The following is a 596-nucleotide window of genomic DNA, read 5'->3' as shown; positions in this document are numbered from 1 at the left end:
CCCTGATAGAAAATCTTGGCGAGAAACATAGGACAGCTCCCCATTCAAATACTTCTCAGGATTAGGCATAATGAGGTCGCCTAACTCCTCAATCAAGGTCATCTTCGATTCAACCTGATAGATAGACATCATATAAGCGAAATCAACACCACGTCCGTCAGCCAAGCTGGAATTTAAGGCATCAAGGGCAGTATGTACCTTTTTAACCTCTTTTTCAGGACGCACTAGAGCCTTCTCAAAGGCAAGGGATTTGGTATAGGTAACAGACTTTCCACTTGGATCCAGACTTTCATCTTCCAAACTAGCAAGAAGCGAATATTTATCATCACTATCAAAAAGATTACGATTCACTGCACTGTTCAAATACCCATAGCGTTTGACAAAGCTATCATAGGTACGATTGAGCTTGCCTAATAAGTCGTTGAACTCGCCTTTATCATAGTCATAATAGCGTTGAATGGCTATGACTTCTTGATAGGCATTACGAATGTCCACCATTCCTTTGATTCGTGCTACTTCTTTCTCAGATAAGGGAGCTTCATAGAAAACTGTCTTTTTATATAACCCTTTAAACTGACCACGTTTTGCTGCATCAT

The 596-nt window shown here is 40.4% G+C and carries 1 pseudogene; it reads right to left on the bottom strand.

The annotated features are described in order from the left end of the window. Positions 1–596 (bottom strand): annotated as a pseudogene (locus ACPC57_RS11610) (hypothetical protein); the annotation flags it as partial.

The organism is Streptococcus sp. VTCC 12886 (assembly GCF_049893425.1).
GTDB classification, from domain to species: domain Bacteria; phylum Bacillota; class Bacilli; order Lactobacillales; family Streptococcaceae; genus Streptococcus; species Streptococcus suis_AA.
This window is presented reverse-complemented; position numbering and strand designations above follow the sequence as displayed.